1 pseudogene is annotated in these 245 nt (G+C 64.1%); it reads right to left on the minus strand.

Annotation, left to right across the window (positions count from 1 at the left end):
- A pseudogene (locus tag KVT32_RS31080) lies at positions 1-245 on the minus strand (hypothetical protein); the annotation flags it as partial.

Consider the following 245-nt stretch of genomic DNA (forward strand, 5'->3'; position numbering starts at 1 on the left):
GCGGGGGGCCACAGTACAATGACATTGTCGAACTCCCTGTTTTTCGCGCCGTGAACAGTCATTGCCCGAAAGCCCCGTGCGTTGACAAAGGCGAGCCGGCGCCGGTTGGCGAACGACTGGCGGATCACGAATTCCAGTTCCTGCGCCGTGAACAGGTGGCGTCCCTTTGCGCGGCGCTGCCCGTCCAGGTAGTCGGCCACGTCGCTGAGGATGCGGCCGTCGCCGGCATTGCCGATCATGGCCTT

Source organism: Achromobacter sp. GbtcB20, assembly GCF_019091095.1.
GTDB classification, from domain to species: Bacteria; Pseudomonadota; Gammaproteobacteria; order Burkholderiales; family Burkholderiaceae_B; genus Achromobacter; species Achromobacter mucicolens.